The organism is Microbispora catharanthi, from assembly GCF_006334915.2.
In the GTDB taxonomy this organism is placed as follows: Bacteria; Actinomycetota; Actinomycetes; order Streptosporangiales; family Streptosporangiaceae; genus Microbispora; species Microbispora catharanthi.
In genome coordinates this window covers 34,259-57,773 of the sequence record NZ_VDMA02000036.1, presented here as the reverse complement: position 1 = coordinate 57,773, position 23,515 = coordinate 34,259, and the positions used below count along the sequence as shown (strand labels likewise).

At 68.6% G+C, this 23,515-nt stretch carries 23 protein-coding genes; 9 read left to right on the top strand and 14 right to left on the bottom strand.

Features of this window, described 5'->3' with window-relative positions; all coding sequences use genetic code 11:
* Positions 1-19 precede the first annotated feature (19 nt).
* Entirely contained in the window at positions 20-3,286 is a 3,267-nt protein-coding gene (locus FH610_RS40035) for an ATP-binding protein (RefSeq protein WP_139580454.1), read from the bottom strand.
* A 124-nt stretch (positions 3,287-3,410) separates the two neighbouring features.
* Between FH610_RS40035 and FH610_RS40030 the strand changes: the two genes are divergently transcribed.
* The gene (locus FH610_RS40030) at positions 3,411-3,950 is read left to right on the top strand and encodes a GNAT family N-acetyltransferase (RefSeq protein WP_139580453.1); all 540 of its coding nucleotides are present in this window, start codon (positions 3,411-3,413) and stop codon (positions 3,948-3,950) included.
* 105 nt (positions 3,951-4,055) lie between these two features.
* Positions 4,056-5,903, top strand: coding sequence for a flavin monoamine oxidase family protein (locus tag FH610_RS40025; protein WP_276607739.1), 1,848 nt, complete (start codon positions 4,056-4,058; stop codon positions 5,901-5,903).
* 62 nt (positions 5,904-5,965) lie between these two features.
* Here FH610_RS40025 and FH610_RS40020 read toward each other — a convergent pair whose 3' ends face one another.
* The 3 genes from FH610_RS40020 to FH610_RS40010 form a co-directional block, all read right to left on the bottom strand.
* A complete protein-coding gene (locus FH610_RS40020) occupies positions 5,966-6,355 on the bottom strand; it encodes a nuclear transport factor 2-like protein (protein WP_139580452.1) in 390 nt (129 codons plus the stop codon).
* On the bottom strand, positions 6,352-6,909 hold the full coding sequence (locus FH610_RS40015) for a MarR family winged helix-turn-helix transcriptional regulator (protein ID WP_139580451.1): 558 nt from the start codon (positions 6,907-6,909) through the stop codon (positions 6,352-6,354). The genes FH610_RS40020 and FH610_RS40015 overlap by 4 nt, the downstream gene beginning before the upstream one ends.
* A gap of 72 nt (positions 6,910-6,981) precedes the next feature.
* Positions 6,982-7,467, bottom strand: coding sequence for a MarR family winged helix-turn-helix transcriptional regulator (locus FH610_RS40010; protein WP_139580450.1), 486 nt, complete (start codon positions 7,465-7,467; stop codon positions 6,982-6,984).
* 83 nt (positions 7,468-7,550) lie between these two features.
* Between FH610_RS40010 and FH610_RS40005 the strand changes: the two genes are divergently transcribed.
* On the top strand, positions 7,551-8,195 hold the full coding sequence (locus FH610_RS40005; protein WP_139580449.1) for an FMN-dependent NADH-azoreductase: 645 nt from the start codon (positions 7,551-7,553) through the stop codon (positions 8,193-8,195).
* Positions 8,196-8,298: 103 nt separating this feature from the next.
* Here the strand turns inward: FH610_RS40005 and FH610_RS40000 are convergent, their stop codons facing one another.
* Together FH610_RS40000 and FH610_RS39995 are read right to left on the bottom strand one after the other, a co-directional pair.
* Positions 8,299-9,816 (bottom strand): alpha/beta hydrolase domain-containing protein, encoded by a 1,518-nt coding sequence (locus FH610_RS40000; RefSeq protein WP_139580448.1) that lies wholly within the window; start codon positions 9,814-9,816, stop codon positions 8,299-8,301.
* An 88-nt stretch (positions 9,817-9,904) separates the two neighbouring features.
* Entirely contained in the window at positions 9,905-10,291 is a 387-nt protein-coding gene (locus FH610_RS39995) for a nuclear transport factor 2 family protein (RefSeq protein ID WP_139580447.1), read from the bottom strand.
* A gap of 59 nt (positions 10,292-10,350) precedes the next feature.
* Between FH610_RS39995 and FH610_RS39990 the strand changes: the two genes are divergently transcribed.
* From FH610_RS39990 to FH610_RS39980, 3 genes are all read left to right on the top strand, one after another.
* A complete protein-coding gene (locus tag FH610_RS39990; protein WP_240809475.1) occupies positions 10,351-11,298 on the top strand; it encodes an RNA polymerase subunit sigma-70 in 948 nt (315 codons plus the stop codon).
* Between the two features lie 17 nt (positions 11,299-11,315).
* The gene (locus FH610_RS39985; protein WP_139580445.1) at positions 11,316-11,921 is read left to right on the top strand and encodes a DUF1707 SHOCT-like domain-containing protein; all 606 of its coding nucleotides are present in this window, start codon (positions 11,316-11,318) and stop codon (positions 11,919-11,921) included.
* Between the two features lie 286 nt (positions 11,922-12,207).
* Positions 12,208-12,939 carry an rRNA methyltransferase gene (locus FH610_RS39980; protein WP_139580444.1) on the top strand — a complete coding sequence of 244 codons (732 nt, stop codon included), beginning with the start codon at positions 12,208-12,210 and terminating at the stop codon, positions 12,937-12,939.
* A 102-nt stretch (positions 12,940-13,041) separates the two neighbouring features.
* Here FH610_RS39980 and FH610_RS44045 read toward each other — a convergent pair whose 3' ends face one another.
* From FH610_RS44045 to FH610_RS39960, 4 genes are all read right to left on the bottom strand, one after another.
* On the bottom strand, positions 13,042-13,854 hold the full coding sequence (locus FH610_RS44045) for a P-loop nucleotide/nucleoside kinase family protein (RefSeq protein WP_139580443.1): 813 nt from the start codon (positions 13,852-13,854) through the stop codon (positions 13,042-13,044).
* 235 nt (positions 13,855-14,089) lie between these two features.
* Positions 14,090-15,046 carry an acyltransferase domain-containing protein gene (locus FH610_RS39970; protein ID WP_139580442.1) on the bottom strand — a complete coding sequence of 319 codons (957 nt, stop codon included), beginning with the start codon at positions 15,044-15,046 and terminating at the stop codon, positions 14,090-14,092.
* 142 nt (positions 15,047-15,188) lie between these two features.
* Entirely contained in the window at positions 15,189-15,776 is a 588-nt protein-coding gene (locus tag FH610_RS39965; RefSeq protein ID WP_161628198.1) for a DsbA family protein, read from the bottom strand.
* Positions 15,777-16,033: 257 nt separating this feature from the next.
* On the bottom strand, positions 16,034-16,573 hold the full coding sequence (locus tag FH610_RS39960; RefSeq protein ID WP_139580440.1) for a GNAT family N-acetyltransferase: 540 nt from the start codon (positions 16,571-16,573) through the stop codon (positions 16,034-16,036).
* Between the two features lie 1,144 nt (positions 16,574-17,717).
* Between FH610_RS39960 and FH610_RS39950 the strand changes: the two genes are divergently transcribed.
* Positions 17,718-18,290 (top strand): DUF6461 domain-containing protein, encoded by a 573-nt coding sequence (locus tag FH610_RS39950; protein WP_139580438.1) that lies wholly within the window; start codon positions 17,718-17,720, stop codon positions 18,288-18,290.
* Positions 18,291-18,565: 275 nt separating this feature from the next.
* Here FH610_RS39950 and FH610_RS39945 read toward each other — a convergent pair whose 3' ends face one another.
* Complete coding sequence (locus tag FH610_RS39945; protein WP_139580437.1) at positions 18,566-18,790, bottom strand: DUF2283 domain-containing protein; 225 nt, start codon at positions 18,788-18,790, stop codon at positions 18,566-18,568.
* A gap of 463 nt (positions 18,791-19,253) precedes the next feature.
* Here FH610_RS39945 and FH610_RS39940 point away from each other — a divergent pair, with 463 nt between their 5' ends.
* The gene (locus tag FH610_RS39940) at positions 19,254-19,646 is read left to right on the top strand and encodes a hypothetical protein (RefSeq protein WP_139580436.1); all 393 of its coding nucleotides are present in this window, start codon (positions 19,254-19,256) and stop codon (positions 19,644-19,646) included.
* A gap of 197 nt (positions 19,647-19,843) precedes the next feature.
* Here the strand turns inward: FH610_RS39940 and FH610_RS39935 are convergent, their stop codons facing one another.
* Positions 19,844-20,188 carry a hypothetical protein gene (locus FH610_RS39935; protein WP_139580435.1) on the bottom strand — a complete coding sequence of 115 codons (345 nt, stop codon included), beginning with the start codon at positions 20,186-20,188 and terminating at the stop codon, positions 19,844-19,846.
* Positions 20,189-20,408: 220 nt separating this feature from the next.
* Here FH610_RS39935 and FH610_RS39930 point away from each other — a divergent pair, with 220 nt between their 5' ends.
* A complete protein-coding gene (locus FH610_RS39930; RefSeq protein ID WP_139580434.1) occupies positions 20,409-20,813 on the top strand; it encodes a hypothetical protein in 405 nt (134 codons plus the stop codon).
* A gap of 923 nt (positions 20,814-21,736) precedes the next feature.
* Here FH610_RS39930 and FH610_RS39925 read toward each other — a convergent pair.
* Together FH610_RS39925 and FH610_RS39920 are read right to left on the bottom strand one after the other, a co-directional pair.
* On the bottom strand, positions 21,737-22,558 hold the full coding sequence (locus FH610_RS39925; RefSeq protein ID WP_139580433.1) for an inositol monophosphatase family protein: 822 nt from the start codon (positions 22,556-22,558) through the stop codon (positions 21,737-21,739).
* Positions 22,555-23,424, bottom strand: a complete 870-nt coding sequence (locus FH610_RS39920) for a DUF5919 domain-containing protein (protein ID WP_139580466.1) — start codon at positions 23,422-23,424, stop codon at positions 22,555-22,557. The genes FH610_RS39925 and FH610_RS39920 overlap by 4 nt, the downstream gene beginning before the upstream one ends.
* Between the last annotated feature and the right edge of the window lie 91 nt (positions 23,425-23,515).

Here is a 23,515-nt window from a genome sequence, read left to right as displayed (position 1 = left end):
CAGCGTGCGTTTCCTGCCCTTATGAGGACTTGTCGAGGGCTTGTCGGGCCCTTGACAGCCAGTAGCCCGCGCCCGCCTCCTCCAGGACGCGCACCGCCTCCCGCAGATGGACCCGCGCTCCCGCACGGTCCCCCAGCGCCAGCAGCGCCTCGCCCAGGTGGCCGTCGTACGCCCCGTCGACGGTGGTGCAGGTGCCGTTCACGTGCAGCAGGCCGGCGAAGGGACGGAACGCGTCGTAGACCTCCCGCACGACGTCCAGCTCGCCGAGCCGGATCGCCGCGTGCAGCCGGCACATGGTGGCCATCGCCCACTGGTAGTCGCGCGGCGGGGAAGGGGTCTCACGCAGCAGCCGCAGAGCACGCTCACGCTCACCCAGGTCCGCCAGCGCGTACGCCAGGACGTAGGCGAGCCCCGCCAGGCCCGTACGCCGGAACATCTCCTCGATCCATTCCACCTCCGCGCCGAGGCGGTCCTCCTGCAGGAGCGTCTCGGCCCGCACGGCGAGCATGCCCACCTCGAAGTACGCGAGCTCGGAGAAGGACAGCGTCGCCCTGACGGGCTCGAAGTGGCGGGTCGGCTCCGGCACGCCCTGGAACAGGTCGAGCCCCACGTGCGCGATCGCCGCCTGCAGCGCCAGCGTCGGGTTGTGCAGGCCGCGCAGCAGCGCGTCGGTCTCCGTCAGCAACTCACGCGCCTCCGCCACCCGGCCGTACTCGACGAGATGAGCGACGAGGTGGAGCTGTGCGATCACCTGCAACTGGGACGACAGATCCGGCTCCGCCAGCAGGCGCCGCGAGGTCTCGGCCAGCTGGTCGATGAAGTCCTGCCCCTGCATGGCGAGCAACCGCAGGTGCAGCACACGTCGCAGCAGCATGGAGTCGCCCAGTCGCTCCGCCGCCGCCACGGCCTGCGACGAGACCCGATCGACCTGGTCCTCGCCGCCGTTCTGGGCCAGCACGACGGCCCGCACGGCCTGCGCGGACGCCCAGGCGGGGGTGTTTCGCGGCAGCTCGCGCACGGCGCGGTCCATCGACTCCCGCAGGACGCGCACGTCCAGGCCATGCCGGAAGGGGACCCAGACACCGTGCCCCATCGCGATGTCGGCGGCCCTGACGGCCCGCTCCAGGTCGTCTCCGGCGAGGGCCAGCGCCTGTTCGATCGCCTCGTAGCCCTCGTCGTACCGCCCGGCGGCGTAGCGGCTGTCCGCCAGGCCGACCGCGAGCTCGAACCGCTCGGCCGCCTCCGCTCCGGCGAGCTCGGCCGCCGCCAGCGCCTCCTGCCATGAGGTGGCCGCGTCGTCGAGCGCGTGCCTGCGCATGGCCGCACGCGCGGCACGGGCGGCATAGTCCATCGCCATGCGGGCCGGCTCCGGGCCCAGCTCGGCCGCGGCCAGCCAGTGCCGCGCGATGGTCGCCGCCTGGTCGTCCCGATCGCCGTACGCGCGGGTGAGCACGCCGGCCAGCCGTGCGTGCACGCCCGCCCGCCAGAGGCGGGAGCGGCGCGACAGCAACGCGTCGGTCACCAGGGCGTGGGCGAACACGTACCCACCCAGCCTGGCGCCCGACTCGCGGATCAGACCGGCCGCCAGCGCCGCGTCCAGCGACGGCACCAGGTCGCCCAGGTCGCGCCCGGCGACGTCGGCCATGACCCGCGCCTCGAACTCGTCGCCCGCGACCGCGGCCAGCTCCAGCAGGGCGGCCGTCTCCTCCCCCAGCCGGGCCACCCGGTGCAGCACGACGTCGAGCACGCCCTGCGGCAGCTCCTCGCCCGCCCGGGCCAGCTCGGCGAGGAAGAACGGATTCCCCCCGGTGCGGCCGCGCAGTTCCCCGGCCTTCCGGCTGCCCGGGTCGCGGCCGGACAGCTCCCGCACCAGCGCGCGCACCTCCTCGGTCGCGAGCCCGTCGAGCCCCAGCCTGCGCGCGCCGAGCCGGGACAGCGCCGACAGGGTGGCGGTCAGCACCGACGCCTCGTGCCGCCGGAAACTGGCCACGACAAGCAGGCCCGGCCGCGCGGTGGACGCGACGTGGACCAGCAGGCGCAGCGTCGCGTCGTCGGCCGCGTGGACGTCCTCCAGGACGACGGCCACCGGGCCGAGATCGGCCAGGAACGTCCCGACCGCCTCGAAGAACCGCAGCCGCGCTCCCTGCGCGTCGTACGCCGGGATCGCCTCCACCCCGCCCGACAGGAACGTGCGGACCTCCTCGGGCAGGACGGCGCCGGGTGCCGCGTCCGCGAGGTCGCGCAGCACCTGCTCCCACGGCCACAGGGCAGGCGCCGTCTCGTGGTCGGGGCTCGACCCCCATCCCACCGGGACGCCGGCGGTCGCGCGGAACCTCCTGAGCAGGCTGGTCTTGCCGACACCCGGCTCGCCGTCCACGAGCACGACCTGCCGGGCCGTGGACGCCGCCTTCATGGCGCCGGCCAGGAACTCCAGCGCGCTCTCACGTCCCACGAACGGCCCGTCGTCCGCGCGTCGTCCGGGGCCGGGCCGTCGTGGGGGCGGCGCGGCGGGTCTCGCCGCCGCGGTCAGCGCGGCGTCCTGGCGCAGCACGGCGGTCTCCAGCTCGCGCAGCCGGGGCCCCGGATCGATGCCCAGCTCGCCCGCCAGCACCTCGCGCACCCTGCGCAGGCACTCCAGCGCCGCCGCCTGACGGCCCGACCGATAGTGCGCCAGCGCGAGCAGTTCCCAGGCCCGCTCCCGCAGCGGGTGATCGTGCACGAACGGTTCGAGCCGCGCGACCACGTCCGTGTGGCGCCCCAGCTCCAGCAGTGCCCCCGCCAGCCCTTCGACCGCGTCGAGCCGGAGCTGCTCCAGTCGGGCGATCTCCGGCCGCGCCCACTCCTCGGACCGCGCGTCGGCGTACGCGTCGCCCCGCCACAGGGCGAGCGCCTCGGTGAGCACGGCAGCCGCCTGCTCGTGCCGTCCCTCGTCCAGGTGTCCCGACCCCGTGGACACGAGCGCGTCGAAGTCCCGCGTGTCGAGGCCGATCTCGCCGGTCATCAGGCCGTACCCGTCCGCCGCGCTGACCAGGACCGTGGCCGGCGCCCCCGCCTTCCGGCCGGGTTCCAGGCGGCGGCGCAGGTTGGAGACGTACACCTGAAGGCTGCCCTGGGCGCTCGCGGGCGGGCTGCCGCCCCAGAGCCGGTCGGCCAGCACGTCCGCCGGGAGCACCCGGTCGGCGTTCATCACGAGGAGGGCCAGGAGCGCTCGCTGCTTGGGCGGCCCGGCTGGTACGGCCTGCCCGGCCACGACGAGTTCCATTGGACCGAGGACGTTCAGCCGCACGGGCCAATGCTAGAGAGACGGCTTGAACCGGTCCAGCCGTGACTTTCCCGGCCCACCGGACGACACCGGCAGGGATACGATCGCCCGGCAGCGCGGACGGTACACGAGCGGAGGAGAGGGCCGCATGGCGGACGAGGACACCACGATCCGGCTCATCCGGGTGGAGGACGCCGAGGTGATCGCGGCGCACCGCGCCCGCGACAGGCGGGCGTACGCCGCCTGGGAACCGGCCCAGCCGGACGAGTTCTACACGGCGGCCGGGCAGCGCCGGCGCATCGAGGCGCTGCTCGCCGAGCACGACCGGGGCGAGCGCTGGCCGGCGGTCATCCTCGCGGGCCGAGAGGTCGTCGGTCAGGTGACCGTGAGCACGATCCTGCGCGGTCCTTTCCGTAAGGGCTTCCTGGGCTACTGGGTCGCCTCGGCCTTCGACGGCCGGGGGCACGCGACCCGGGCGGTGAGTCAGATACTCACCGTGATGACCGAGGAGCTCGGGCTGCACCGCGCGGAGGCGCACACCCGGATGGACAACCTGGCCTCGCAGCGGGTGCTGCGCGCCAACGGCTTCCGCCCCTGGGGGGTCGCCCACGCCCACATCTTCCTCGACGGCGCATGGCATGACGAGGTGTTCTGGGAGCGAATGCTGGACGACACGCCCTCGTCTTGACCATTGCCTGGGACACCAGTTGCCCGACCCCGGCGCGTCGCGTGCCGTCGCATGACCTTGACCCCGAAACTCACTCTCCGTAATCGACTCGCGGAGGAGGAGTTCGTGGTCTCAATCGACCGTCGGGGATTCGCCAAGCTGGCCGGGCTGGGCGCGGTGGGATCGGTCATGAGTCCGTCCCTGGGCACGGCCCCCGCCTCGGCGGCGCGCGCGCCGTACGCGGGAGAGCGCTGGCAGACCTGTCTTCAGGTGGCGCGCGACCACCTGCTCGTCGACAAGGACGGCAACGACCTCAAGCACCGATACCTGCAGGTGCTCATCGACAACGGCCTGCCCAGGACCCGCACGCCCAAGAAGGTCCTGATCGTCGGGGCCGGGATCTCCGGCCTGGTGGCGGCGACGCTGCTGAAGCGGGCCGGGCACCACGTGACCGTCATCGAGGCCAACGGCAACCGGATCGGCGGCCGGATCAAGACCTTCCGTACAGGCTTCCGGGACAGGCGGCAGTACGCCGAAGCGGGGGCCATGCGCATCCCGGACTTCCACCCGCTGACGCTGGCGCTCATCGACAAGCTGGGGATCACGCGCCGGCCCTTCTACAACGTCGACGTGCCGCCCGGCGCCGTCCCCCGCGGACCGGTGCCGCCGGTCGTCTACACCTCATACACAGGGCAGGAGTGGCGTTCCGGCCCGTCCAAGGGCGCCTTCACGGCGCCCCCGCGCGTGAACCACACGTTCATCCACGTCAACGGCATCACCCAGCGGCGCGACGAGTACGCGAGGGATCCGCGCAGGATCAACGCGTCGTTCGGCCTCGGGGACGACCGGACCGCGGCCGAGATCCTCGACGCCGCCCTGGACCCGGCGAGGGACTACTTCTCCGTACGCAGGGGCGACAAGCGGATCGACAAGCCGCTGCCCGAGCAGATCGAGGGCTGGGCCCGGCTGCTGTACGACTTCGACGGCTACTCGATGTACGCCTACCTCAAGGAGCACGCGAAGCTCGGCGACGAGGCGATCGACGCCATCGGCACGCTGGAGAACCTCACCTCCCGGCTGCCGCTGTCGTTCATGCACACGTTCCTCACCCGCAGCCTCGTCAACCCGGCCGTGACCTACTGGGAGATGACCGGCGGCAGCAGGGAGCTGCCGTACGCGCTGGAGCCGGGCCTGCGCGACGAGATCCGCATGGACCGCAGGGCCGTACGGATCGAGACGTCCGGACGCCGCGTGCGCATCTCGACGGTCAGCGAGGCGGGCAGCACGGAGTCGGAGTTCACCCGGCAGACGCCGCGGGAGACGTTCGAGGGAGACGTGGCGATCATCACGGTCCCGTTCTCCGCGCTGCGCCACGTCGAGATCGCGCCGGCCCTGTCCTACCGCAAGCGCCGCTCGATCATGGAACTGCACTACGACTCCGCCACGAAGGTGCTGCTGGAGTTCCGCAGGCGCTGGTGGGAGTTCACCGAGGAGGACTGGAAGCGCGAGCTCGGCGGCCGCTACCGCCCCGGGCCGGTGGCGCACACGATGGGCGGCGGGTCGGTCTGCGACAACGCCAACCGGTTCATCTACTTCCCCTCGCACCCCGTGCCGGGCAGCGACGGCGGCGTCGTGCTGGCCAGCTACTCGTGGGCCGACGACGCGACCCGCTGGGACTCGATGGACGACGAGGAACGGTACGGCTACGCGCTGCGCGGGCTCCAGGAGGTGCACGGAGACCGCGTCGCGGAGTTCTACACCGGCCACGGCCAGACCCAGAGCTGGATGCGCAACCGCTACGCCTTCGGCGAGGCAGCGGTCTTCACGCCCGGCCAGATGACCGAGGTCCACCCCGCCATCGCCGTCCCCGAGGGCCCGCTGCACTTCGCCGGCGAGCACACCTCGCTGAAGCACTCCTGGATCGAGGGCGCGCTGGAGTCGGCCGTACGCGTGGCCCTGGAGGTCAACGGCTGACCCCCTACTCCCGCGGGGTCCTTCGTGCCCGGGGCCCCGCGGGTTCACCCGGACAGACGTGGTCAACGCCCGAGATCCGGCTCGATCTCCGCTCTCATCGGCTGCCAGGGCGACGCGTCGAACACCAGCATGATCGAGACGATCTTGCCGTCGTCCAGGCGGAAGTGCTCGGCCGTGCGCTGCGTGCCGGCCGGCGTCGCGGTGTGCACGTCGTACACGAGCGTCGCCTCGGCTTCGCCGTACAGCTCGCTGATGAGGTCCACCCCGGTCACGATCGACACGAACCCCGGCAACGTCGCCAGATGCCCGGCCCGGTCGTCGGAACTGAAGAACGGGCTCTGGAACCGGAAGGGCTCCCCCAGATGTGCCGCGGCGGCGGTCGCGTCCCCGCGGAAACGGGCCTCGTGATACCCGCGTACGGCGCGGCGCGTCTGTTCCTGCGTGACGTTCACGGCTGGGATCCGATCTGACGGAGGTGGGCGGAGAGGCGCTGCTGGTTGGCGGCCAGGCGCAGGCACAGGTCGCGCAGCACGACCAGTTCTTCGGGCGTGAACCCCTGGAACAGCGCCTTCATCGCGAGCCTCGACGGCTTGCGGAAGTCGTCGATCCACGCCCGGCCGGCCGGGGTGATCTCGGCGAGGACCGAACGCCGGTCACCCGGGTCCGGGACCCGGCGGACCAGCCCGTCGCGTTCGAGGGTGTCCACCAGGCCGGTGACGTTGCGGGAGCTGACCCCGGCGGCCCGGGCGAGCTCGCCGATGCTGATCCCCCGCTCGCTCGCGGCGAGCCGGATCAGCAGGTCGAGAGCGCCCGCGCTGACTCCTCTGCCCTCGGAGCCGTGGGAGCGGAGGCGCTCGACGGCGTGACAGGCGGTGCGGACGGCCGCGCTCGCCTCGAACGCGGGCAGATCACCGTCGTCACCGGCGATCCACGCCATCGCCGCCCTGGCTCGCGGGTCGTAAAGGAAGCCGTCCGGATCGTTCTCATAGGTATCTACGTCCTTCATAGTAAGAACATAGATTAGTACGTACTTCCAGATCTTGCGATCTTTTGCTGGAGGCAGGCGGCCCCGCCGCCCTCAGCAGGGTGGGACTTCGTCGCAGGCGGCCACTTCGGCGCAGGCCTCCGCGCTGCCGCCGGCCACCTGCTGGAGCAGGCCGTAGAGAGTCTCACGCTGGTCGTGGTCGAGCGCACCGAGCACCTCGTCCTCGACCGCCGCCAGCGCGAACTCGGCCTTCGCGAGCCGCTTCGCGCCGGCTTCGGTGAGTTCGACGAGGTGCCTGCGGCGATCCTCCGGCGACCGCCGCCGCTCGATCAGTTTCTCGGCCTCCAGGTCGTTGAGCAGCCCGACGACGTTGGTCCCGTCCATCTCCAGCGTGCTCGCGAGCGCCTGCTGGGTGCTGCCGCCGCGGTCCCGCAGCACCGTGAGGGCGACGAGGTGGCGGGGACGCAGGCCGAGCGGCGCGAGCACCGACTCGGAACGTAGACGCAGACGGCGCGCGAGGTGTTCGAGCAGCGCGCCGCACCGGTGCACCGGCTGGTTGACGACGGGCAGGGACGCCATGGTCCAACTCTAGCCGACTTGACCTGCGATAGATGGGGGGCTAATCATTGATGCAGCACAAACCATCTGTGGAAGGCGAGGAAATGTCCCATCTGCTGCACATCGACGCGAGCATCCAGGGCGAGCGTTCCGTCAGCCGCAAGCTCACCGCGAGGGCCGTCGCCGCCTGGCGCGCCACGCATCCCGGGGGCACCGTCGCCTACCGCGACCTGGGCAGCACCCCGCTCCCGCATCTCGACCAGGACAGTGGCCTGGCCCGGATGGTCCCGCGGGAGCAGCACACCGCGGCCCAGGCGGCCTCGTGGAGGTTGACGGAACAGTTGGTCGGCGAGGTGAGGCAGGCAGACACGATCGTGCTCGGGCTGCCGCTCTACAACTTCGGGGCGCCCAGCGCCGTCAAGTCCTGGGTCGACCACCTCATCGCCCCCGGACTGTCGTACGACCCCGCGACGGGCGAGGGCCTGCTGGGAGGGCGTGACTTCCTGGTCCTCGCGAGTCGCGGCGGCGGCTATGGGACGGGGACGCCTCGCGAGGGGTGGGACCATGCCGCGCCGTGGCTGCCGCACGGTCTGTCCATGACGGGCCTGCAGCCGCGCTTCATCACGGCCGAGCTCACCCTCGCCTACGTCACACCGTCGATGACCGAGCTGATCCCGCTGGCCGACAAGAGCCTCGCGGCGGCGGAGCAGGAGATCGACGGTCTCTGGGCTCCCGCCGCCGTCGCCTGAAGGGAGTCCGGCGGAAGCGGGCAGCCGACGGGCGAGGGCCCCTTCCCGGGGTGGGAAGGGGCCTTCGTCCGTCGAGAGAAGGGGCGTTGCCCCGGTGATCGCGTCAGCCGCCGATGCCGGAGTTCTCCGCGGCGGTGACGATCGTGGTCGCGTCCTCCGGCAGGAGGTATCCGGCGCTCACCGACGCCTGCGCGGCCGCCCGCACCTTGCTCACGTAGTCGGCGTGCGTCGGGTAGAGCCGGGCCAGCACAGGCTCGGCCGTACGCGGCAGGAACGGGTCGGACGGGTCGCCCAGGTTGTGCCGGTCCCACGGGTCGGCGTCGCCGTTCCACGGGTCGCGGGCGCCGTAGAGGCCGCAGAAGACGCCACTGCCGCTGGTGTCCCGCTCCCCCGTGAGCGTGCGGGTCGGCACCGCCACGTCGGGGAGCCGGACGCCGCCTGCGGCCAGGCCCGTCGCCGGGTCGCGCAGCTCGGGGTGCAGCAACGCCCCGCTCGGCGGCCGGGGCCCGCCCCTCGCCCAGGCGGCCAGGTGACGCAACGCGGCGTTCATGGAGTAGTGGCCGGGTCCGTCGTTGAACGGCGCCGACCCGGCGGCGCAGTCGGCCCGCGGCGCGGCGGAGCCCGCCGACTTCTGCACCGTCGGGTCACCGAGGTCGTACGCCCACTGGTCGCCGTGGGCCGTACCGGCCAGCTCCCAGTGCACCACCCGGTCGGTGTCCGGCTGCCGGGCCGCGAACGCCGTCGGGACGTCGGTCTCGGTGAGCACGACGAACGTCGGCACCGGCAGGTCCGTACGGATCCTGCTCGGGTTCGGCATCGCCAGCACGTCGATCAGGCTGCCGCTGATCGGGGCGCCGACCGCGCCGTTGCTGTGGATCATGAAGCCGTCGTAGACCTTCGACACGGGCTGCACCGCGTTGACATACGTCGTCATGAAGCCGGCCGACTGCGACTCGCCGTCGGCGAGCAGCGTCGTGACGTGCAGGCCGCCGAGCGGATCGGGCCCGTTCGGCGTGCGCAGCGCCTGCCCGGCCTGGGAGAAGATGTCGTACGCGTAGGCGTCGCCGGGGTGGACGAGGCTGCCGTACCGCGCCGGGTCCCAGCCCTTGAGACCGCTGATCTCGCCGAGGCCGCCGTTGACGCCGACCTCCTGCGCCGAGACGCCCACCCACGCGTAGCCCTTGCGCAGCAGTTCGTCGCGTTCGAACCAGTAGTCCGGGGACAGGTCGATCTGGCCGCTGACGTTGAGCCATTCGACCACGACCGTTCCGTTGAACCTCGCCGGGTCGGCGGGCCGGCGGACCAGGAGCCGGGTCTTGTACGCGGCGCGGCCGGCCGCCCGGACGTTCCACCGGCCGTCCGAGGTCCAGATGCCGGACTTGGCGTAGGAGGTGGCGGTGCCCTCGATGAAGTACTCGCTCTCCGTGAAGCCGAACGAGCCGAGGTCCTCCGCCGCGGCGAGGAACGGGAAGCCGTGGTCGCCGGCGGCCGGGACGCTGATGGCAGGGCTCGCTGCCGCGGCCTGGGCGGCCGGCGGGGCGCCGAGGAGGGCGGCGGCGAGCGCCGCCCCCAGCGCCGCGGCGGTGATCCGCCGCCGGGGGGACCGGACGGGTACGCGCACGGGTTACCTCCGTGAGACGAATGTCGGGGAGGCACAGTGTCGCCCGCCCCACCCGGCCGGGTAATCGGCGGAATCACCTGCGTTGGCACTAGCCCTGAACGGCGCCGGCCTGGGCCTGCCGGCGGCGGAACTCGTCGAACGGCGTGCGGTCGAAGACGAACCGGTTGTAGACGATCTTCCCGTCGCGGACCGTGACGCATTCGGCCGCGGGCGCGCTCTTCGCCGGGATCGTCTCCGCGTCGTACATCATCAGGGCCTTGTCGTCGTCACCGAACGCCGCGATCATCTCCGCCCTGACGAGGAACCGTTCGGCGAAAGGCGCCAGGAAGTCCCGGTACGCCTGGATCCCGACGAGCCGTCCCGCCGGGGCGTCGAGCACGACGTCGTCGGCGATGTAGCCGGTCGCGAGGTCGAGGTCCCCGCCGGTCCACGCGCGGTGGTAGGCGAGCGCGATCTGCAATGCTGAGCTGGTCATCATGTCTCCTTCACGGTGCTGCCTTGTACGACACCGAAGACCCGCGGAACGGAACGGTCGTGGCGGAAATCGCGTTCGAAGAACTCACGGCGTACCGGCAGGAGCTGCTGCTGCACTGCTATCGCCTGCTGGGCTCGCTGACCGACGCGGAAGACGTGCTGCAGGAGACATTGCTGGCGGCCTGGCGTGGCCTGGACGGCTTCCAGGGCCGTGCGTCGTCGCGGTCGTGGCTCTACCGCATCGCCACCAACCGGTGCCTCAACGCTCTACGCGACCGCGGCAGGCGGATGCCGCCCGCGCCCAGCCCGCCGTTCCAGCCGCCCGAGCCCAGCCGCCACGGCGACGTACGGTGGCTGCAGCCATACCCGGACGCCCTGCTCGAGTTCGTGCCGGACGCCGCCCCCGGCCCCGAGGCGCGCTACACGGCACGGGAGGCGGTCGAGCTGGCCTTCGTCGCCGCGCTCCAGCGGATCCCGCCGCGGCAGGCCGCGGTCCTGGTGCTCTGCGACGTGCTCGGCTATCCGCTGAGCGAGGTCGCGCCGATGCTCGGCACCAGCTCGACCGCCGTCAAGGGTCTGCTGCAGCGGGCACGGGCCTCGCTCGGCCATCGCCGTGCCGAGCCACCGGCGCAGGGGTCGGCGCAGGAGCGGCATCTGGTCCGCCGCTTCGCCGAGGCCTTCACCGGCGACGACATCGACGCTCTGGTCGCCCTGCTCACCGACGACGCGTGGCTGTCCATGCCGCCCGCACCGCACGAATACCACGGTGTGGCGGCGATCGCCTCGTTCCTGCGGGCGAGCGCCGCGTGGCGGGTGGGTCGACGCCTCGAGTTGGGACCCACCCGCGCCAACGGTCAACCGGCGTTCACCTGCTCCCTCGACGGCGGACCCACCGGGGTCATCGTGCTCACGCTGAGCGGCGACCGCATCCACGGCATCACCCGGTTCCTCGACGACCGGCTACAGGAACATTTCGAAGCGGGACGAACTCCCTGTCGGGTCGAATGAGAACTATCGTGACCAGCATGGAAAATCCCCCCCAGCGCCGGGACTCCCCGACGTCCCACCTGCGCGCCTCGGACAGCAACAGGGACCAGGTCGCCGCCCTGCTCGGGGAAGCCCTGAGCACGGGCCAGCTGAGCCACGAGGAGTACTCCGAGCGGCTCGACAGCCTCTACCAGGCCAAGACCGTGGGAGAGCTCGAGGTCCTCACCCACGACCTCCAGGTGGAGCGGCAGCGACCGGCCGCGAGCCCGGTGTCCTACGCGCCGAACGCGAGCACCGAGCCCGACAACATCATCGCCGTCTTCGGCGGCGCCGACCGCAGGGGCCGCTGGCGGGTACGACGGCAGACCAAGGCGCTGGCCGTCTTCGGCGGCGTGCGGTTCGACCTGACCGAAGCCGAGTTCGAGGCGAAAGAGGTCGAGATCACGATCAACGCCATCTTCGGCGGGGCCGAGATCATCCTCCCGGAGGGGGTCGAGGTGCGCTGCCAGGGCGTCGGCGTCTTCGGCGGCTACGACGTGCACAACAGCCCGGACGTCGACCCGACGGCACCGGTTGTCGTGATCAAGGGCCTGGCGCTGTTCGGCGGAGTGAGCGGCAGGTTCCGTCGCCGCCGCGACCGCTGAGCCCCCGCTGAGCGCCCGCTGAGCCTGAGGGACGCCGCGCGAGGAGCCGCGAAAATCGGTGGACAGCGCCGATATCGTCCCAAAATGTGATAATCCTTGACGTTGACCGGTTCGTCGCAGACGGGTTCGCCAAGGTGGAGGCGGTGATTCCGGCGCGAGGTCGGCGACGCCGCCAGGGAGCTGCTGCGGCGGCGAATCGGGCTGTCGCTGGACGACCCGTCGGTCTGGACGCAGCCGGTGGTGCGGGCGGCCTGCTGGTGAGGCGTCACGCGAACGGCCCCGCGTCGTGACCTATCGGCACGCGACCGTCCGGGACGACTACGCCGATCTGGCCGGCGGCGCGGTGCTGCACTCGGCTCCGGGGTTTCCCGCCTTTCCCGTCAGGCTGGCCAGCGAGATGTTCCAGCGCGCGATGGAGCTGCGGGGCGGCGGCCGGGCCACGGCGTGGGATCCGTGCTGCGGCAGCGGCTACCTGCTGACCGTGATCGGGCTGCTGCATCGTCGCCGGATCTCGGCCGTGCTGGCCTCTGACATCGATCCCGCTGCCGTCGGGCTCGCGGAACGGAATCTGGCCCTGCTGACGCGAGCCGGGCTTGCGGCTCGTGCCGCCCATCTCGCCGAGCAGGCCGAGCGCTGGGGCCGCGCTTCCTACACAGCGGCGGCCGAGGCGGCACACCGGATTGCGACCACCCTGAGCGCCGACGGCGGTGACGTGCCCAACGCCGTGTGTCAGGCCGACGTGTTCGACGCCGACCGGCTCCGCCAGATCCTCGACGGACGCCCGCCGGACGTGGTGATCACGGACGTGCCCTACGGCGAGCAGACGTCCTGGCACGGGCCCAACAGCGCCGACGGGGCCGCGGGCATGCTCAACACCCTGGGCTCGGTGCTCGGCGAGAACGCGGTGATCGCGGTGGCGGTCCGCGGACGCAAGGCACCGCGCGCCGACCGCCTGCGTACATGCGCGACTTTCAAGATCGGGACTAGAACGGTCGCCCTGCTGCGGCCTCAACCGTGACGTGACGCCGGTCCGCAACTAGTCAGCAGCCGTCTTCGCACCAGCCGCCGCCAGGCGATCGTAAGGGCGATGTCGGACGGAGTCGTTCCTGGCAACCGAGTCTTAGTCGGGCAGATCGAGGCCATGCGCCTTCAGCGCTTTGCGAGCTCGGTGGACACATTCTTCCGCGGAGCCCGCGTCGGCTCGGACAACCCATCTCTCCTGGCTCTGCCCTGCACCGCTTGCGTGGAACGTCCATGACCGGGCGCCTCCACGCTCGGCGTCGACCCTGAGCAGAGCGTCGACGTCGTGCTCCAGGAGCCATTCGAGCATTGCGACCGCGTGCTGAGCAGGCCCTTGGTGATCACCCCGAGCGCCACCGCCGGAGGCGTCGGTCATTGATCTTCGGTGTATCCGTTCCGCCAGCTCGGCTATGTCCACGACCTCGGTGGTGGCCACACGGTGGACGGGGCCGAGGGCGAGTGGTCTGGCTTGGCGGGCCCATTCCTTCCACTGCTGATCATCGACCTGGGATTCATGGTGGATGGGGTGCCGGTCAGCGGACCGTTTCTCGTATCGCCGGCGAGCGAGAGGTGCGGGGATGTCGCACCACACCTCCTGGATGGCGGTGACGTCGGCTTTCTGTAGGCCGGCGACGACGACTGGCCGCATATTCGCGAGCCATGGGCTTTCGAGCACTGCACCGCACCTGGTGTCGGCGAGGAGTGCCCAGAGGGTTTCGCCTGCTGTGGCACCGAGTCTCTGGCTCCATTGCCGAGCGGTCAGGCCTGGTGGTGCGGTGATGCCGAGTGTGTCGGCGAGGGTTTCCTTGATGCGGTCCTTGCTGAGGAGGGGAAGGCCGAGAGCGTTGGCGAGGCCTTTGGCGAGGGTTGTCTTACCCGAGCCGGGCAGGCCGTTCACGAGCACGACGAGCATTCGGCGATGGTAGGTCATGGCTCGTACGTGGAAGCGGCCCGAGCCGCCGCCGGCGGTGACGATGGCTCGGGCTCCGCGGGCGACGAGGAGGCTCGCCGGCGATCGCTCATCTTGTGTCGAGGTCCTCGAAGCCCAGCTTCAGCCAGCTCTGCCCCACGACGACATGAAGCTCACTGCCTCGCCCCAGGAGAGTCGCAGACCTGGGCACCGGTCGCCCATCGGGCATCACCAGAACCTAGGGGCGTGGCTGGATCGGGAAGTGGCCGCGGCGCCAGTGCCAGTGACGGCCGGCCTTCAGGTGGTCGACGATCGCGCGCTGGAGCACGGTGCGGCGCGGCAACTGGTCGAGCGGCGTGGTCAGGGTGCGGAACACGAATCGCAGCACCTCGACGTCGGCGTCTATCCCTTCCGGTTCCTCGTAGGGCTCCAGCTCGAACCTTCGCTGGAACCGGACGATGTTGGAGTCCTCGGGCAGGTACTCCAGCAGCTGCGGGTCGAGCAGCCACGAACCACAGGAGAACGCCGTGTAGCGCTCGTCGGGAAAGTGGTGCGGGAAGAACGCGCGGGCTTCGTCGAGCGACGCCGCGATCGCCTCCGGGGTCATCGGCCCCGACTCGGGGATGTGCAGGCCGATGGCGGTGTCGCCGCGCTGGTACTGCAGCCGGCCCAGCTCGTAGACGCCGCCGCGCGCGTGCAGCGTCAGCCAGCTCTGCATGACCGGCCAGCCCTCGCCGCGCATCCGCCGGTCGATCGCGAGGTTGCGGCCCAGGTCCGCGAGGGTCACCCACGACACGGCATCGGCGATGCCGTGGTCGCGGTGGTACCCCATGACGACGTCGACCAGGGCCAGGTACGCGTACACGTAGAGATGCCGCCAGGCGGGGCCCCGTTCTCGCGGCAGCTCCGGACCTGGCGGCAGCCAGCCATGGCCCCCGAGATCGGCGCGGACCAGGGCGATCGAACGGTCGAGCAACCAGCGCAGCTCCGCAGTCCACAGTGGAGAGTCGGGGTCGGGCCAGCCCGCCATGATTTCGGCGGCGTCGTCCGGCTGCACCGCGAGCCGGGCGAGGATCGCGGGCGCGTCGGCCTTGGCGGGCAGCGGAGCCGACGGCCGGTCGCCGGCGAGCCGATGCACGCGCTCGACGTCCTCGACGGGTACCCCGAGCCGGGCGGCGGTATCCTCAAGATCCACGCGGACGACCCTACCGGCCGGTGGGCGTCTTCCACAGCCCTACCGCTCGGGCCAAGCACCCGGTCGCTCATCGTGGACCTGGTCCTCCCCGGCGACCTCCACGAGCTGGAGGACGCCTATTCGCTCTGACGCGAAGGGCACGTCATCCTTGCCCCGCTTCACGCCAGCTTGACGTCCAATCGAGGTCTTGGCCCTGATATCGGATCGTGGGGGTACCTGTCACTCCTCGGCTGAGGGCCAGCGCGGTGACGGCGTCGGCCCGCTTCGCGGTTTCTGGAGATTTGAGACACGCTGTGAATTCCGCGACCGGAATGCCGACCTTCCTTGCGAGCTGTACAAGCTGCTCATTGGGGAATCCGCCCTTCTGGAACTCGTCCGGCTGATGGGCGTACAGCTCATCGTGATATCTCAGCCACTTGCGCGGATCCTGAACGCAAAGTGAGGCGATCAGAGCCCGTCGCGAGTTCTCCCGAGTGATCGGCTTGTTATCCCGGAAGATGGTCAACGGGTGGATCATGACGGCTATCGCCCCTTTGACAACCATTTCTCGCACGAGCGCGTTGTTGTCGCCCTGCTCGAACTCCAGGCAGACCGGGCACTGGTAGTCCTCGTAGATCTCCAACGTCGGGCCTGCCACGTCAAGCTGAGCTATGCGGACGGTGCCGTCCCACTCCAGTTCGACCAAGTCGTCGACGACGGCACCGGCGCGCGCGGCGACAGTCGGAGCCACAGCAGGTTCTTCACGTGTGCCGCAACCGGCCGCTACTGCTACACACGCAAACGCGACAAAGAACCTCAAAAGCAGATTCGGGCGCGGAGCCATATGCACCTTCAAGATCTCTACGAGTGACGAAAACGCCACTTTAGTGATCTATGTGCACTTGCCTCTACCGGTTTGTGAGAGGCCCGTGACGTCTACGGCCACGCGTTAGAAAGATCACCTAATGGGTGCTCTTCGGGAGTGGATCGCGGCCGGCGCTCACGTCTCTACCTCGGATCGAGTACGCGCGTCATCCAGATCGTGTTGCCGCGTTCGGCGTCCTCGGTGATGCGTTCGCTTCGGTGGAAACCGAGCTTCTCGAGGACGCGGAACGAGGGTGCGTTCCACTCCCGCACGGTCGCCCAAAGTCGTCGACGTCCTGTTCGCGTCGCGGCTTCGATGACCGCACGGGCGGCTTCTGTCGCGTAACCATGGCCGTGAGCTCGTTGTGCCAGCTCGTACGCGATCTCAGGTTCGTCGAAAGATCCCTGGCCGACGGTCAATCCGCAGTACCCGATGAACTCACCGGTGTCTCGCAGCTCGATCGGCAGCAACCCGAGCCCCGGATCCGCCATCAGCGGATTGTTGCGGAGCCAGCCGCGGATGTCCTCGACCGTCGGGCGTCCCTCGGCGTCGATCCGCCGTACCGCTCGTGGATCCCGCTCAAGCCATAACCCGCGGAACTCCTCGGCATCCGACGGCGCCCACCGCCGCAACCGCAGCCGCTCGGTCAGCAGCTCCGCCGGTAGATCCTCATAGGTCTCCACCCGACCAACCTAACCCGGTGCCGACCAAGACCGGAGGTGACGGCTAGAGGCGACGGTCCACCGCGGCCCCAGCGAGAACGGCACCCCCACAGACCTGCCGCCCCCACCGCTCGTCGCCAGCTCCGCGTTAGCAAGATCGCCGGCCTGGCTCAGAGCCTCATCGCCTGGAGCACGTCGACAACAACCTGGTCAGCCTGGCGCTCATGGTCGGGCCATGTTCCGGGGTCTCCCAAACCGGGTGTCAGCGCGGAAGATCCGCAGGGAAAGTTTCAGCCCTTGTCCGGCATAGTCGCAGGTCACCTCATAGGGGAACGGATGGCAGGTAACGTGACCTGTACTGATATCGCCCGCGCTGCAATGCTTCGCAGTGGAAGTTCGGCGCGACATCCACTGCAAGGAGAGTAAGTGCGGAAAATCAGAGCTTTAGCCGTCGCCGGCGCTTTGGTCAGTGGGCTGACAGTCATCGCGAACGCCGTCCCCGCGCACGCCGATACGCTTCGTAACGTCTACTACTCCTCGTCCGACTGCTATCGGTACGGAGACTACGGCGTCCAGAACCACCTTTGGAACTGGTATCACTGTGATTACCAGTACAACCTGTGGTTCCTTTACAGCGTCCCTTAAATTTCCTCCACGGCCGCGACCGGATCCAACCGGCTCGGGTTCACTGGTCGCCGGGCAGAAAGCATTCCACCCGGCGACCAAATCGTTCACGTGATGCTCATCGGACGGTGACCCGGTCACCGCTGGGGCGCTGACTGTCGAGTTCTTCAGCAGATAGGCGGACAGGGCCCTTCTGTCGTCCGGGCCACCGCGATAGGCGTTGGTGACTCCAGTCCATCAGGGGAGACCTTCGTCGCCGCACACCAGAATGTAGTTGACCGCGATTCCGCTGACCTGGTCGCCGGCCACCGGAACGCCGTTCGACGTCATCTCGGTGTGGCATTGGTGCCGCTGGTCTCTTGGTTGTCGATACATCCGCTCTTGTCGCTCAGACCTATGCACGGTACTACGGGCACAGCCCCGCCCCTTTCGCCCAGCTCGCGCCGGCCACGGTGCGCCACGCCGCATCGCGCCCGGCCCCCATCGTCCCGTGTGACGACCGGGTTCTGTTCCTGTCGGTGGCGGCTGGCAGCATGACGACATGACTATGCGGCCCATCGATATCTCTTGGCTCTGCGGCGAATACGCCGAGGAGTGCTACAGCTTCATCTATATCCGTGCCAGGCCCGAACAGGTGGTCGCCCGCCTCGGCGGTCGGTGGGAGGACTTCACGCCGGGTCCCTTCCCTGACGACCCCGATTACTACTCAGGGTCTGGGGAGCCTCTCGGCGTCACCTCCATCGGCGATTGGACGTTCGTCTTCGACCCCGGCTGGCTCGGCACCCGCGAAGACGTGATCACCAAACTCTCCGAGGGCACCCGCCTCGTCTCCCAAGCCGCACTCGCCATCAAGGACATGGACTACTTCTACTGGTGTGAGGACGGCGAGATCCGATTGGCCTGGGGCGGCGATGACGGATATCTGACGGAAATCCCGGACGAACTCGTGGATACGATGGCGGAGATCGACAGGCTTTACCCATCGGGTCCTCGGCTCTACCGAGGGCCGGCTTTCCTGCTCGTCGAGCACCTGACCGGGATCAGGGCGACGGAGCAGCTGCTGAAAGGCTCTACGTTGCTGTGGGGTGTCGTCCCAGAACCGGCCAAGTCGTAACGTTGGCCGACAGGGAGCCTTTTTCCTCCTGAGGCCGCAGTGCGGCGGCGCGGACGGGACCGGCCCGGAGAGGCCGCATGCCCTGCCGCGACCGACCGCGCCGCGCCAGCGCCGCCCATCGGGCGGCGGCGGGCCCGACTCGGACACTTCGACCCGGCGATCACGCTCAGGGGGTAGGTCCATGTGATCAGCGAGCAGATAGCGAGCGCGGCCGAGGTCTTCGCCGGCTCGATCAGGAATTCCGCCTGAGCCCTACCACTGTCAGAGGCGCTCCCCTACCCGGGAGCGCCTTCTTTGCTGCCCCGTTCGCCTGGCCACGTGGCGAGGATCTCGATACCGATCACCCTGCCGTTCTCGTCCAAGTCCAGGTTCACCATCGGCCTGTCTACGGTCACCATCTCAGCGACACCGCCGGGCGGAATCGGGCCGTGCAGGTAAACATAGGCCGCTCCGGCTTCGGGATCGTACGTCCACGTGCCCGGGTGCTCTTCCAAGGTCATCTGGTCTCCTGTTAGCAGGGGTGTTAGCAAGATCCCAAGATTGTCCAGACAAGCACAAGGCCCCTGACAGCGAAACCACTGATCAGGGGCCTGTCGTACGAGAGCCGCCTTGGGGAATCGAACCCCAGACCTTCTGTTTACAAGGTCCCCAAACGTCATCCGCAGTCGTCCAGATCCGTTCGCCGTGCTGCTCCCCGGGACTGCGGCTGTTCAGATCCGTCCGACGCAGTCCGTGATCGTCCGTCCGGGTGGCTCCCAAGGTGGCTCCCCACACGGCCTCGGAATGCCTGCTTGCAAACACGTAAGCCGATCTTGCTCAGCCTGCGTTTATGCCGCTCAGACCGCTGATCGTGTTCCCCGTGAGTCCCCGCTGGCCCCCCTTGATCACCGCTTCATCGGGCACGCAACGGGCACGCGCGCCAGCCAGTGAAGTTCATGCACCAGAGCCAGTACTGTCACCGGCATGGGACTGCTGTTGATGTTGCGTCCTCCGCAGCCTCGTCCGAAGAGCCTGCGTCGGGCTACTCGTGCACAGCGTCGTGAGCACCGCCGTGCCGACGTCGAGGAGTGGAGGACAGCACAGCAGCAAGGTTGGCTGCTGGACGTGGAAGTGGAGACGCTACTGCTGCTGGTGAACAATGCCGGGGGCAGCAAGCTGCCGATTCTCGGGCAGCTCGACCCCTGGTCGGACGCTGTTCTCGATCACCGCGACATACCTCAGCTTGAGGCTGATATCGATCGCCTGGAGGCAGTTGCCAGCGATGACGCACAGCGTGAGTTAGTGGCGGCCATGCGGAAACTGCTGATGAGCTGGCGTGCAGAGCCCGATTTGATATTGCACTGTTACGGGGATTGACCGCGCGTCACATGCCCCCCGTGATGGGTTTGACAACCACTGCAATCCCGACTATCAGCTTGGGAATTGCATGGATCACGGCCCGTACGGGCGCTGAGCTGGGCATGGAGCCGGTCGGTCATGGGTGACCGTGGTTGCCCCCTCATCACCCTGCCTAATGGCACGCTAATGGCACGACGATCAGCCCCGACCTGGGTCTACCACTCCTTACCTTCCGCCTGGCGTTGCTCTTTCATCACGCTGATCGCCGCACCTATCGCGTGGAGCACCTTGCGGGCGTGCTCGCGATCGACACCCATGCGGGTCTGGAAGTCCCACTCATCGAGGTGAACGCCGTTGCAAATCTCGTTGAGAGCGTTGTTGACAGCGAGAGCGTCGTCCGGCCCGAGGCTGATCGTGATCGCATCGGCTGTTGCTCTGATGATCTCCATGGTCACATCTTGCTGAAGGAAGCGCATCTGCGCACGCCTCGCATCTTCCTGATCACCCCGTCTGCCGTCGACCCGCCCGAAGGGGAAGCGGGCCAAGGCCGCCGGGTCCATGTGGAGCGCCCTACTGGACGAACGACCTGGACCCGGCGGCCTTGGTCTGCTCGGCTTGTCCCGGGGCGATGGCGGGCGGGGTGATCAGGCCCCTACCTCAGCCATAGTGAGACGCCAGCAACGCTGAGCAGGCCTTGGCGATCACCCCGGAGCCGGAGCGCCCCCGCCGGAGGCTGGGTTTGAATTGATCCCTCTACGGCGAGAGCCTAGGTTCGGAGCCATGGCAGATGATCTGGTCAGATTGGCAACGTCGCCTACAAGGTTCCCGTTGCGAGTGACATTTGTCGGATGGGCTCTGATGGCCGCGGTGCTGTCCTGGGTTGCTGCGTTCTTCGCCGGGCTCCTGGTCAGCTTCTCCCTGGAGCTCCACGAATGCGGTCTTGACCCACTCACGGAATACGAGACGGAGAAATGCGCTCCCGTCAGCCAATGGGCAAGCGTAACGGTCTATGCCTGGATCGCCAGTCCACTTGTCTGGCTGTTGGCGGGACTCTTTCTGTGGCTGGCGCCCAGGCGCCTCGTTCGCATCCGACAGCTTGCGGCATGGGCTATGCCTGCGCTGCCGGTCTTCGTCATCGCGGCTCAGGTGCTTGTGTCTTTGCTATACGGGCCGCTCCCTGCTTGAGCGATTGAACAACAGTCGCGCGGCGGACGGCCCGAGCTGCCGGCGGCCGGGACCGGCCCCCAGGCCGCATGCCCGGCCGCCGAGCGGGCGCGGGGCCGCGAGGCGGCGCGCAGCGCCGCCCTTGATCCTCATAAGCACAATTCGGCAGAGCTGATCGACCGCCCATCACATAGTGCTCATGAAGTCCCTTCTGTCGCTGTAGATGTTGTTGAGGTTGTCCAAATACCGGAAATTGGCGTCGCACAGCAAAGGTTGACGGAAAAGGGCCAGCAAGTATCGGCGACTCTCTCCAATATTTCGAACATGAGGACGATAGTCTTCATGAAATTACATCGATGTCATTATCGATTGCCACTGGCCCACTTAGAGGTGCTGCGGTATAAGAGATAGGGTGTGATGCCTTTTATCGCATTGGAGGCTTATGTCTCAACGTGGTGGCAAGAACGCCTCCGCTGCTAGCGTTCTTATGGGAGAGTTTATTGCAATAGTTTTTGTTGTGTACTCCATCCAGAAGAAGGATTGGGTCACGCTAATTTGGTCTTTATCTGCTTCCGTAGCGATTCCTGGCTGGATAGTTGCCGTGAAGAGGCGCACCCGATGTGGGGTGATCACCCAGAAAGGCCATCCGTGTCCGAACCCTACCGTGGGCGTGCTGTTTGGATGCACCAGGGCGCCCGACCATGAATGGGCTAAGCTACTGGCCCGCTTTGGCCTTGATCGAAAATCGATAGAGCAACCACCGAAGACTAATCTCGATAAAGGGAAGAGTCCTTCTGAACCAGGCGTGACCTTGAACGAGCTGCCCGGTCAACCCATGACTGTGCGAATAGAGGCGAATCGGAAAGATTCACTACTTTTTTGGTTCGCCACATGCGCTACCCTGGCTGGAGTGATTTCAGCAAGCGTAGATATCGCGAGCCTATTCACGTGAACGCGCGCAACCGGTCCGCATCATTCTTGGCTCCTGCGACCAGTTCGACGAGGTCGGCGAGGATTTTGGGGGCTGCGGCGATGGTGGCTCGGGCTTTGGCGGTGTGAGGGGTGCCGTCGATGTCGGTGACGATGGCTCCGGCTTCGCGGGCGATGAGGACGCCTGCGGCGGTGTCCCAGGGGTTGTTGGACAGCATGATGCAGGCGTCGGTCTTGCCTTCGGCGACCCACGCGAGATCGACGGCGGCAGAGCCGAACATGCGGACGCGCTGAACGCGGGTGGCGAGTTGGTAGTTGAGCGGGAGTCGGACGCGGTTCTTAGCCTCGGCGCCTCTTCCTACGGCGTAATCGCCAACCGAGACGATGGCCGCCTCCAAAGCGTCGGTTGTACTCGCCCCGATCGGGTGGCCGTTGGCGGTGGCTCCGGCCGTCTCCGCTGCGGCATACCGGGTGGAGAGGAAGGGGAGGTCGATCACTCCAAGGATGGAACGGTCGTGGTCGATCAGACCCAAGGAGGTGCCGCACAGCGGGATGCCGTGGGTGAAGTTGGCGGTGCCGTCGAGCGGGTCGAGCGCCCACATGAGGCCGTCGCCGGCGTTCGTGATCCCTTCTTCCTCTCCCAGGAACCCGATCTCCGGGGTTTCCCGTGACAGGAAGTCGCGTACGGCGTGTTCGACGGCGTAGTCCACTTCGGTGGCCATGTCGCGGTCGCCTTTGGCGGTGACCACGCCGGGGAGCTTGGTCGTGATGATGTGGCTGGCGATGGTGACGGCCTGCTCAGCTATGGGCAGTAGCGCGCGGGCGTCAAGGGTCATACGGGTTTGCTCCGCTCCCACATAGAGGTGAAGACCTGGTCGAAGACGGGAAACAGCCCGTCGGCGGCGGTGTTGTCGGTGATGACGAGCGTAGGTGAGTCGACTCCGCGGGCGGCCGGGAGGTAGGGCTGTACGACGCAGGTCGAGCCGTCCACGATCAGGATGTTGAAGCGGATCGTCTCGTCGTAGACGTGGATCTCCAGCCGTTCGGCGGCCTCGGGGTCGAGCCGGTCGCGGAGCCGGGTGAGCATGCTGATGTTGAGCGCCGTCAACGTTTGGAGGGTGCCGTCGGTGTAGTGCTCTTCGCGCTCGCGGGCCTTGATGGCCTCGCCCTTGGGGTCCAGGAACAGGCAGCGGATGCGGGTGCCGTTGTCCAGTAGGCGGGTGAGCTGGTGGTCGGGGTAGCTCTGGCAGATCACGTTCAGCGACAGGCCGCAGGCGTTGATCTCCTTGGCGCCGTCGAGCAGGGATGCGGGCGGGTAGGCGGCGCTGAAGGCGGACCGGCTGCTGAAGACGGCCGTCACGTCGGCGAAGCGGGCGTCCTCGCACGGGTCGGGCGCGGGCGTGTTGTCCTGGGTGCTCCTCGGTGCCGGTACGGCCGCTGCCGCTGCGGTCTCGGCGGAGAACAACTCCTGGGCGGTCAGGCCGGGGAACATCGCCTCCAGGACCCGGCAGTGATCGGCATAGGGCAGGCCCTTGAGTTCGCCGGACAGCCAGCGGTGGAGCTGGGCGCGGCTGGGCCACCTGCCCGCGAGGGCGGGGTCCACCTTCTTGGCGGCCTTGTCGTACTCCCGGCAGAACGTGCTGTAGGTCTGCCAGTGGCGCTGGCGTAGGAGCGACTTCAGCATGATCGGTTGCTCGGTCATCATCCGCGCCCTCGGGGTTGGGGAGCCCTTGTAGGCCCAGGTTAACCAGGGATGCGGATCACGGGGAGACAAAGACGAGACGAAGCGAGAC

Excerpts from the sequence above, each read along its gene's own strand:
- FH610_RS40030 (WP_139580453.1), top strand. The coding sequence starts at position 3,411 with ATGGCGGACGAGGACACCACGATCCGGCTCATCCGGGTGGAGGACGCC.
- FH610_RS40015 (WP_139580451.1), bottom strand. The coding sequence starts at position 6,909 with ATGAAGGACGTAGATACCTATGAGAACGATCCGGACGGCTTCCTTTAC.
- FH610_RS40010 (WP_139580450.1), bottom strand. The coding sequence starts at position 7,467 with ATGGCGTCCCTGCCCGTCGTCAACCAGCCGGTGCACCGGTGCGGCGCG.
- FH610_RS40005 (WP_139580449.1), top strand. The coding sequence starts at position 7,551 with ATGTCCCATCTGCTGCACATCGACGCGAGCATCCAGGGCGAGCGTTCC.
- FH610_RS39995 (WP_139580447.1), bottom strand. The coding sequence starts at position 10,291 with ATGACCAGCTCAGCATTGCAGATCGCGCTCGCCTACCACCGCGCGTGG.
- FH610_RS39985 (WP_139580445.1), top strand. The coding sequence starts at position 11,316 with ATGGAAAATCCCCCCCAGCGCCGGGACTCCCCGACGTCCCACCTGCGC.
- FH610_RS44045 (WP_139580443.1), bottom strand. The coding sequence starts at position 13,854 with ATGCTCGTCGTGCTCGTGAACGGCCTGCCCGGCTCGGGTAAGACAACC.
- FH610_RS39950 (WP_139580438.1), top strand. The coding sequence starts at position 17,718 with ATGACTATGCGGCCCATCGATATCTCTTGGCTCTGCGGCGAATACGCC.
- FH610_RS39945 (WP_139580437.1), bottom strand. The coding sequence starts at position 18,790 with ATGACCTTGGAAGAGCACCCGGGCACGTGGACGTACGATCCCGAAGCC.
- FH610_RS39940 (WP_139580436.1), top strand. The coding sequence starts at position 19,254 with ATGGGACTGCTGTTGATGTTGCGTCCTCCGCAGCCTCGTCCGAAGAGC.
- FH610_RS39935 (WP_139580435.1), bottom strand. The coding sequence starts at position 20,188 with ATGGACCCGGCGGCCTTGGCCCGCTTCCCCTTCGGGCGGGTCGACGGC.
- FH610_RS39930 (WP_139580434.1), top strand. The coding sequence starts at position 20,409 with ATGGCAGATGATCTGGTCAGATTGGCAACGTCGCCTACAAGGTTCCCG.
- FH610_RS39925 (WP_139580433.1), bottom strand. The coding sequence starts at position 22,558 with ATGACCCTTGACGCCCGCGCGCTACTGCCCATAGCTGAGCAGGCCGTC.
- FH610_RS39920 (WP_139580466.1), bottom strand. The coding sequence starts at position 23,424 with ATGACCGAGCAACCGATCATGCTGAAGTCGCTCCTACGCCAGCGCCAC.